Source organism: Elioraea sp. Yellowstone (assembly GCF_006704265.1).
Taxonomy (GTDB): domain Bacteria; phylum Pseudomonadota; class Alphaproteobacteria; order Acetobacterales; family Acetobacteraceae; genus Elioraea.
In genome coordinates this window covers 1-7,398 of the sequence record NZ_VIKA01000149.1, presented here as the reverse complement: position 1 = coordinate 7,398, position 7,398 = coordinate 1, and the positions used below count along the sequence as shown (strand labels likewise).

Here is a 7,398-nt window from a genome sequence, read left to right as displayed (position 1 = left end):
GATCGGCGGTGTGCGCTGCCGCCGGCCCGAGCGTGCGCACGGTCTCGAGCCACGCCAGTGCGCCGGCGGCCTCGGCGCGCGCCTGGATCTGGGCGAGCGGGCTGCGCCAGGCGATGGCCGCAAGCCCGCCGTCGAGGCCGAAGGCGGGGGCGAGACCGCGCCGGCGCAGGATCGCCAGGCACCGCGCGATCAGCGGCGCGAGCAGCTCCGTCTGCAGCCGGCCGAAGGTGGCGCCGAGCAGCCGCGTCATCTCGGCCGAGCGCTCCATCACCTCGGTTGCCGTCATGCGCGCGCCCTGCACCGGGCCCAGCCGGTCGGTCAGCAGGGCATGGCGGATGCGCGCGCGCAGGTCGTCGAGCACGAGCTGGCTGACGTCGAAGCGGCCCGGAGCGGCGAGCGGCGTGAGGCCCGACGATCCGACCGCCTTCGGGATGATCGCGCCCGGCACGAGGCGGATGTTCGCCGGGTTCAGCACACCGTCGTCGTCGGCCTGCCAGATCCCGGTGACCGCGATCGAGGCGTTCTTCAGGATCAGCTCGACCACCTTGTTGGCGGTGCGGATGTCGGGCAGCGCCTTCATCACCGGGCTGCGACCGTAGGTCTCGCCCGGCGCCTTCATCCAGCGGAAGGCGATGAAGGGTGAGGAGGCGAAGCGCCCCTCGGCCAGCATCGCGGCGGGCTCCTCGCCCGCGCGCAGCACCGCGGCATAGTGGTAGCCGCGCCGGTCCGGCAGCACGGCCTCCACCACCTCGTGGCGCGGTGGCTCGGCGTCCGCATCCTCGATCCGCTCGACCGCGCGCGGCAGGCGCGCGTCCGGGAAACGCGCGCGGATCTCGTCGCGCGTCAGGCGCAGGGTGCGGAACACCGTGTCGAGGCGCCGCTCCGGCCCCTCCTCGAGCGTGATCTCGGAGAGCGGCACGGCGGCGAAGCGCAGGCTCGACGGCTCGCCCGGCGGCGCCTCCTCGATCGCGAGGCAGGCGGTGCCGGCGATCACCAGGTCGAGGAAGCACTGGTGCATCTCGACCGTGAAGTTCGACCGTTCCAGCTCGGCGTGGAGCGTCTCGGCGGCGGTCTCGAGCGTGGCGGCCCAGGCGTCGCCCGCGAGGGAGGGGGGCACGGCGCGGCCCGGCGCGAAGCCGAACCAGCGGATCCAGGGCGGGGTGAGCTCGGCGAGCAGCGAGGCGGCGAGCTGCTCGACGGCATCGGGCGCGGTGCCGTCGTAGATCGGCACGCCCGCCTCGCCCGGGCGGCCGGGCAGGGCATGATCGTAGCAGTCCTTCCAGATCCCGTCCCAGGCGCGGCGACGGGCGAGCGCGCGCGCGTGGCGGGCGAGGATCGCCTCGGGGTCGAGCGCCACGGCGTCCCTCATTCGCCGAGCAGCGACTTGCGGGTGGCGGACGGCAGCGCCTCGGCGAGCACGCCGCGCCAGGATGTGGCGACGGTGCCCGCAAGGCCGCGCCGGCGCGCCTCGATCGCGGCGAGGCGCCGGGCGCGCATCTCCTCCTCGCCGGTCGCGGCGGGCGCAGGCGGCGCGGTGGCCGGCACCCCGGTCGGGGCAGGCGGTACGGGCGCGCGGAACAGGCCACCCATGCGGGCTCTCCTCGGGATGAATGCGGGCCGACAAGCCGACGGCCGGCCCAGGGGGGCCGGCCGTCGTAGTCGGGGAGGGAGGATGGAGCCGAAGGGACGCACGCCGCCCCTTGGCCCGATCTTTCTAGCGACGGGGGCTGCGCCGCGTCAAGATTTTTTTCCTAATATTTCTTTCGGACAACGATCTCGCAGGGCCCGGTAGAGGCCGAACGGCGTCAGCACGAGGGGGCGGGACAGCCCGAGCAGTCTGAGGCAGGCGATGACGCAGGTGAAGGGGGCGAACGGCAGCCGCAGGCTGCGCGCGGGCTGGGCCGGGGTGAAGGGGCCGAGCACGCGGAACCCGGCCCGGCGCCAGAAGGACGGCAGGTCGAAGTCCGGCGCGACCGCGAGCCGCTGCACGACCAGCCGGCCCGCGAGGGGATCGACCAGCGTCCAGCCGGCCTTGTCGGCAAGCGCGGCGAAGCAGTGGCGGAACCCCGGTCGGAGCAGCCTGAGCCAGGGCAGGTCGGCCCGACCGGAGAAGGCGATCCAGATCGCGCTCTGCGGCGGATCCTCTGGGATCCGGCTCATGCGACGATGCCCTTCATGCGCAGCGGCCAGTCCAGCCGGTCGAGCGCCTCGCGCCACAGGCGGTGCGCGGAGCGATCGCCCGGGTGGCGCGGATCGGGCGGAATCTGCTGGTCGCCGTAGCGGCGCAGCACGCGCAGATGGGCGATCTCGATGCGGCGCTGGCGGTAGAGCCGGTCCAGGCAGCGGATCACGTCGTCCGGCTCGCAGGGGCGGGGCTTCAGACCCAGCCCGGCGACGATTCGGGCACCGGCGTTGCGGGCCGTGAGCGCGGCGATGGTCCAGAACCAGGCTTCCTCGGCGGTCGCGAAGGGCTCGGTCCGGGCAGGGCTGGCGAGCACGGGGGCATAGCGGCGGTCGGAGGCGGCTGCGGGCATTCCTTCCTCGTCACAAAGAAAGGGGGGGCGGTGAACAAAACAAGAACATTTACCCGCGGTTGTGCCCGGACCGCAAGCCTAATCGGAACTCATTCCTAGTGCTCCCGCTGCCAAGCTGTAGGAGAGTGTGCCTACCATGCGGCATGAGGACATCTGGCGTGCGATCGACGCGCTCGCCGCGGAACACGGGCTGTCCACCTCCGGCCTCGCCCGCAAGGCCGGGCTCGACCCCACCACCTTCAACCGCTCCAAGCGCGAGGCCGGCGGCAAGCCGCGCTGGCCCTCCACCGAGAGCATCGCAAAGATCCTCGACGCCGTCGGCGCCCCCCTGGAGGCCTTCACCGCCCTGGTCACCGGCTCGCCGCCGCCGCCGCGCCGCGCCGCCGCACCGGCGAACCGCCGCATCCCCCTGATCGGCCTCGCCCAGGCAGGCTCGGACGCCTATTTCGACGATGCCGGCTACCCGGTCGGCGGGGGGTGGGACGAGATCGAACTCCCGAACATCAGCGATCCCCACGCCTATGCGCTGGAGATCTCGGGCGACTCGATGGAGCCGGTCTACCGCGACGGCGACATCGTCATCGCCTCGCCGGCGGCGCCGACCCGCAGGGGCGACCGCGTGGTGGTGCGCACCACCGAGGGCGAGGTCATGGCCAAGGAGCTGGTGCGCCGCTCCGCCCGCCGGGTCGAGCTCGCATCCCTCAATCCGGCCTTCCCCGGCCGCAGCCTCGACATCGACGAGGTCGCCTGGATCGCCCGCATCGTCTGGGCGAGCCAGTAGCCGCTCTCGCGGCCCCCGCCGTGCCGCTCACGCCGGCTCGCCGATCCGCTCGATCGCCCGCGCCAGTTCCGGCACGACCGGCAGAAGCCGCATCAGGTCCCGCTCGGCCCGGCAGACCAGGTAGTGCGCCGCAGGCGGCGTGTCGCCCGCGCTTTCGGGCGCGACTTCGCCCCTCGCCGTCAGGGGGAACGGCGTCAGCCCGATGTCGCTGTAGACCTGCAGCAGTTCGGGACCCACGCGCCAGAACGCCGGATCGACATTCTCCTGCTCGCAGAGGTCGCGGAAGCGCCAGATTGCCGAGATGCGGTCATGCGGATCGCCGACCGGATCGCCGATCGCGAGCCAGATGCCGTCGAGGCGCATGAAGGCGACGGCGGCGGCGCGCGCCTCGCCGAACACCAGCCCATCGGCGCGGCACGGCACCGGCGCGCCGGCAAGCCCGGCGTAGCGCTCCGCGGCCGCGCCCGAGGGTGCCAGGGCGGCAACGCGCGCGGGGCGCAGCAGGCGGAACAGCGCCGCCAGCAGCAGCGCCACCCCGAGCGCGATCGTGCCGCGCAGGCTCCACGGCGCATCGCCCACCAGCACGAACGCCCACCAGGTCTCGGCTGCCCAGTCGCGCCGCAGATGCGCGAACAGCGCGAGGCTGACGGTGCAGACGGCGAGCGCCACGACCGCGGCGACCCAGCCGGCGGTGAACGGCTCCGCGACGAGCCGCGTGTCGCGGTAGAAGTTGCGGCGGAACGGCAGCACGCAGAGGGCGATCGCCAGCATCATCGCCGGCACCGGCCAGCCGTGCCCCTTCACCGCGGCGAGCCCGGCCGCGAGCGTCAACGTCACCAGAACCGCCGCCCACGCCATGGTGACATGGCGCCACAGCCCGTAGGCGAGCACCAGCAGGGCGGCGCCGAGGATCGAGGCGGCGAAGTGCGACACCTCGACGATCGGCGTCGGCGCGGTCACGCCGGCCCAGGCGAACGGCGCCTGGAACGGCGGCGCCGTGCCGAGGAACAGCATCACCACGCCGGCGAGCGTCACCGCGGCCGACAGCACTGGGGCCACGAAGGGCGAGCCCCAGCGCGCCATCTGGTCGAAGGCGCGCGCGACCGCGACACGGCGCAGCACGATCTCGTTCAGCGCGAACAGCGCGCCGGCAAGGAACAGCGGCAGGATGTAGTAGTAGAGCCGGAACATCAGCAGCGCGCCGACCACCGTCGCCGCCGGCACGATGTCGGTCAGCCCCAGCAGGATCGTGCCGTCGAACACGCCCAGACCACCCGGCACGTGGCTCGCCATCGCCGCCGTGTAGGCGGTGACGTAGACCGCGAGGAAGACGAGGAAGGAGAGGCCCGGCGCCTCGGGCAGCAGCACATAGAAGATCAGCGCAGTGAGCGCGACATCGACAGTCGCGAGCGCGACCTGCATCACCGCGAGCCGCGGCCCGGGCAGCGGCACCTCCGTGCGGCCGAAGCGGAGCGGCCGCCCGCGCAGCCGTCCGGCGACCGTGTAGGCCGCGACGCTGCCGAGCATCGCCACGCCCACGGCATGCATGACCGGCGTGGCGACCCAGCCGCCGAAGCCGGGCACGGCCTCCGGCACCGCGAGCAGCACGATGCCGCCGAGCGTCAGCCCGCCGAGCACGAAGGTGAGGCTGCAGAACGCCACCACGCCCGCGATCTGCAGGGCCGAGAGCCCCCAGAGCGCATAGAGCCGATAGCGGATCGCCGCCCCCGACACCATCGCGAAGCCGATATTGTGCGACAGCGCATAGGCGGTGAATGAGGCGAAGGCGATCCGTCCATAGGAGAGCGGATGGCCGACGAAGCGCGTGCCGAGCGCGTCGTAGAGCGTGAGCACCAGATAGGCGACGACGGTGATCGCGAGGGCGAGCGCGAGCGAGGCCAGCGGCATCGCATCCATCGCGTGCAGCACGTCGTCGAGCCGCAGGCTCGCGAGTTCGCGCTGCACGACATAGAGCGCGCCGACCAGAAGGGCGATGCCCAACACCGCCGGGGCATGACGGAGCAGCGACGCGGTCCGCCCCTCCGACACGCCGCGTGCCGTCCCGTCAGGCCACGCCCGGCCGCGCGCGCGCGAGTGTGCCGCGGATCAGCGCGACCGTCTCGGCCACACCGTAGAGGGCGACGAAGCCGCCGAAGCGCGGCCCCTCCTGCTGGCCCAGCAGCACCTGGTAGAGGCAGCCGAACCAGTCGCGCAGCCGCTCCTTCGGCACGTGGCGCTTGCCGGCCTCGAAGACGATGTCCTGCAGCACCGCCGCATCGGCATCGGCGGGTGCCGCCTCGAGCGCATCGGCGAGATCGGCCAGCGCTGCCGCCTCCTCCGGCGTCGGGTCACGGAAGCGCTTCGACGGGCGGACGAAGTTGCGGTAGTAGGCGATCGCGCGCTCCACCAGCACGGCCAGGAGCGGCCAGCGCTCGGGCGTGGCGTCCGGCGCGTAGCGACGGATGAAGCCCCAGAGCATCTCCGGCCGCTCCGCGTTCACCACCGAGGCGAGATTGAGCAGCATGGTGTAGGAGACCGGGCTGCCAGCGTCGTCGGGGATGCGCCCGAGATGGATGTGCCAGGCGGGATTGTTCGGCAGCGCCTCCGCAGGTTCGCTGCGCGCCCGTTCGACATTGGCGAGATACTCGTCCACCGCGCGCGGGATCACGTCGAAGTAGAGCCGCTTCGCCGTCTGCGGCTTGTTGAACATGAACTGCGCAAGGCTCTCGGGCGGGGCGTATTGCAGCCACTCCTCGACCGACAGCCCGTTGCCCTTCGACTTCGAGATCTTCTCGCCCTTCTCGTCCAGGAACAGTTCGTAGGTGAAGCTTTCCGGCGGCTCCGAGCCCAGGATGCGGCAGATGCGCGAGGACAGACGGACGGAATCGATCAGGTCCTTGCCCGACATCTCGTAGTCGACGCCGAGCGCGAACCAGCGCATCGCCCAGTCCGCCTTCCATTGCAGCTTGCAATGCCCGCGCGTCACCGGCGTCTCGACCAGCCGCCCCGTCTCCTCGTCGCGCCAGACGACGCTGCCGGCATCGAGCTTCCGCTCCAGGATCGGCACCTGCATCACCCGTCCGGTACGCGGACAGATCGGCAGGAAGGGCGAGTAGGTGGCGCGCCGCTCCGGCCCGAGCGTCGGAAGGATCACCGCGGTCACCTCGTCATAGGCCTCGAGCACGCGCCGGAGTGCCGCGTCGAAGCGGCCGGAGCGGTAGTACTCGGTCGAGGAGGCGAACTCGTAGTCGAAGCCGAACTGGTCGAGGAACGCGCGGAGCCGGGCGTTGTTGTGGTGGCCGAAGGACTCGTGTGTGCCGAACGGATCCGGCACCGCGGTCAGCGGCTTGCCGAGATGCTGCGCCAGCATCTCGCGGTTCGGCACGTTCTCAGGCACCTTGCGCAGCCCGTCCATGTCGTCCGAGAAGGCGATCAGCCGCGACGGCAGCGGCGAGAGGCGGCCGAAGGCGTGGCGCACCATGGTGGTGCGCACGACCTCGCCGAAGGTGCCGATATGCGGGAGCCCCGAGGGCCCGTATCCCGTCTCGAACAGCGCCTCGGCCTTGCCTGTCGCGGCCAGCCGGTCGGCCACGCGCGCCGCCTCCTGGAACGGCCAAGCGCGCACGTGGCGGAGCTCCGCCGAGGGCGAGGGATGCGTGGGCGTCATCGTCGCACCCTAGGTAGCGGGCGGAATCCGGTCAATGCGAGGATGCGGGCGCGGCGATGAGCGAGCACCGCCCGCGCCTGGTGCTGCCCGACGGGCCGGTGCTGGCCGCGCGCCACCACCGCGGCGCGCTGCTGTTCCCGGACGGCGAACTCGTGGTCGAGGAGACGCGCCGCCTGCGCGCGCGGCTGAAGGACGTGCCGCCGCCGATCGTCTGCCACCTGCCGGCGACCGCGCGCCGGCTCGGCCTCGGTCCCTTCGCAGCGGCCGACATCCTCGAGCTGTTCGCCTTCGTCCGCCCGGCCGAGCCCGTGGTGCCGAGCCCGCGTGGGCTCGCCGGGGCGGTCGGCCTGCCGCCGCCGGAGGGGCTCGAGGACGAGGCGATCGTGCTGCGCGATGTCGCGACCGCGCTCCTGCGC

General features: G+C 72.7%; 7 protein-coding genes and 1 pseudogene. 2 read left to right on the top strand and 6 right to left on the bottom strand.

Annotation, left to right across the window (positions count from 1 at the left end):
* The 4 genes from FK498_RS15790 to FK498_RS15775 all read right to left on the bottom strand — a co-directional run.
* On the bottom strand, positions 1–1,369 hold a 1,369-nt coding region (locus FK498_RS15790; RefSeq protein WP_202614879.1), incomplete at its 3' end, for a portal protein.
* Complete coding sequence (locus FK498_RS15785; RefSeq protein ID WP_141856210.1) at positions 1,366–1,590, bottom strand: hypothetical protein; 225 nt, start codon at positions 1,588–1,590, stop codon at positions 1,366–1,368. The genes FK498_RS15785 and FK498_RS15790, both read right to left, overlap by 4 nt.
* 147 nt (positions 1,591–1,737) lie before the next feature.
* Positions 1,738–2,160, bottom strand: a complete 423-nt coding sequence (locus tag FK498_RS15780; protein ID WP_141856208.1) for a hypothetical protein — start codon at positions 2,158–2,160, stop codon at positions 1,738–1,740.
* The gene (locus FK498_RS15775; RefSeq protein ID WP_141856206.1) at positions 2,157–2,534 is read right to left on the bottom strand and encodes a hypothetical protein; all 378 of its coding nucleotides are present in this window, start codon (positions 2,532–2,534) and stop codon (positions 2,157–2,159) included. Before FK498_RS15775 ends, FK498_RS15780 begins: the two co-directional genes overlap by 4 nt.
* Positions 2,535–2,670: 136 nt before the next feature.
* Between FK498_RS15775 and FK498_RS15770 the strand changes: the two genes are divergently transcribed.
* Positions 2,671–3,315, top strand: a complete 645-nt coding sequence (locus tag FK498_RS15770) for a helix-turn-helix transcriptional regulator (protein WP_141856204.1) — start codon at positions 2,671–2,673, stop codon at positions 3,313–3,315.
* A gap of 27 nt (positions 3,316–3,342) precedes the next feature.
* Here the strand turns inward: FK498_RS15770 and FK498_RS15765 are convergent, their stop codons facing one another.
* The gene (locus FK498_RS15765; RefSeq protein ID WP_141856202.1) at positions 3,343–5,364 is read right to left on the bottom strand and encodes a phosphatidylglycerol lysyltransferase domain-containing protein; all 2,022 of its coding nucleotides are present in this window, start codon (positions 5,362–5,364) and stop codon (positions 3,343–3,345) included.
* Between the two features lie 16 nt (positions 5,365–5,380).
* Positions 5,381–6,982: a lysine--tRNA ligase gene (locus FK498_RS15760; RefSeq protein WP_141856200.1), complete on the bottom strand. Its 1,602-nt coding sequence runs from the start codon at positions 6,980–6,982 to the stop codon at positions 5,381–5,383.
* Positions 6,983–7,038: 56 nt separating this feature from the next.
* Here FK498_RS15760 and FK498_RS15755 point away from each other — a divergent pair.
* Positions 7,039–7,398: pseudogene (locus FK498_RS15755) on the top strand (ATP-dependent DNA helicase); the annotation flags it as partial.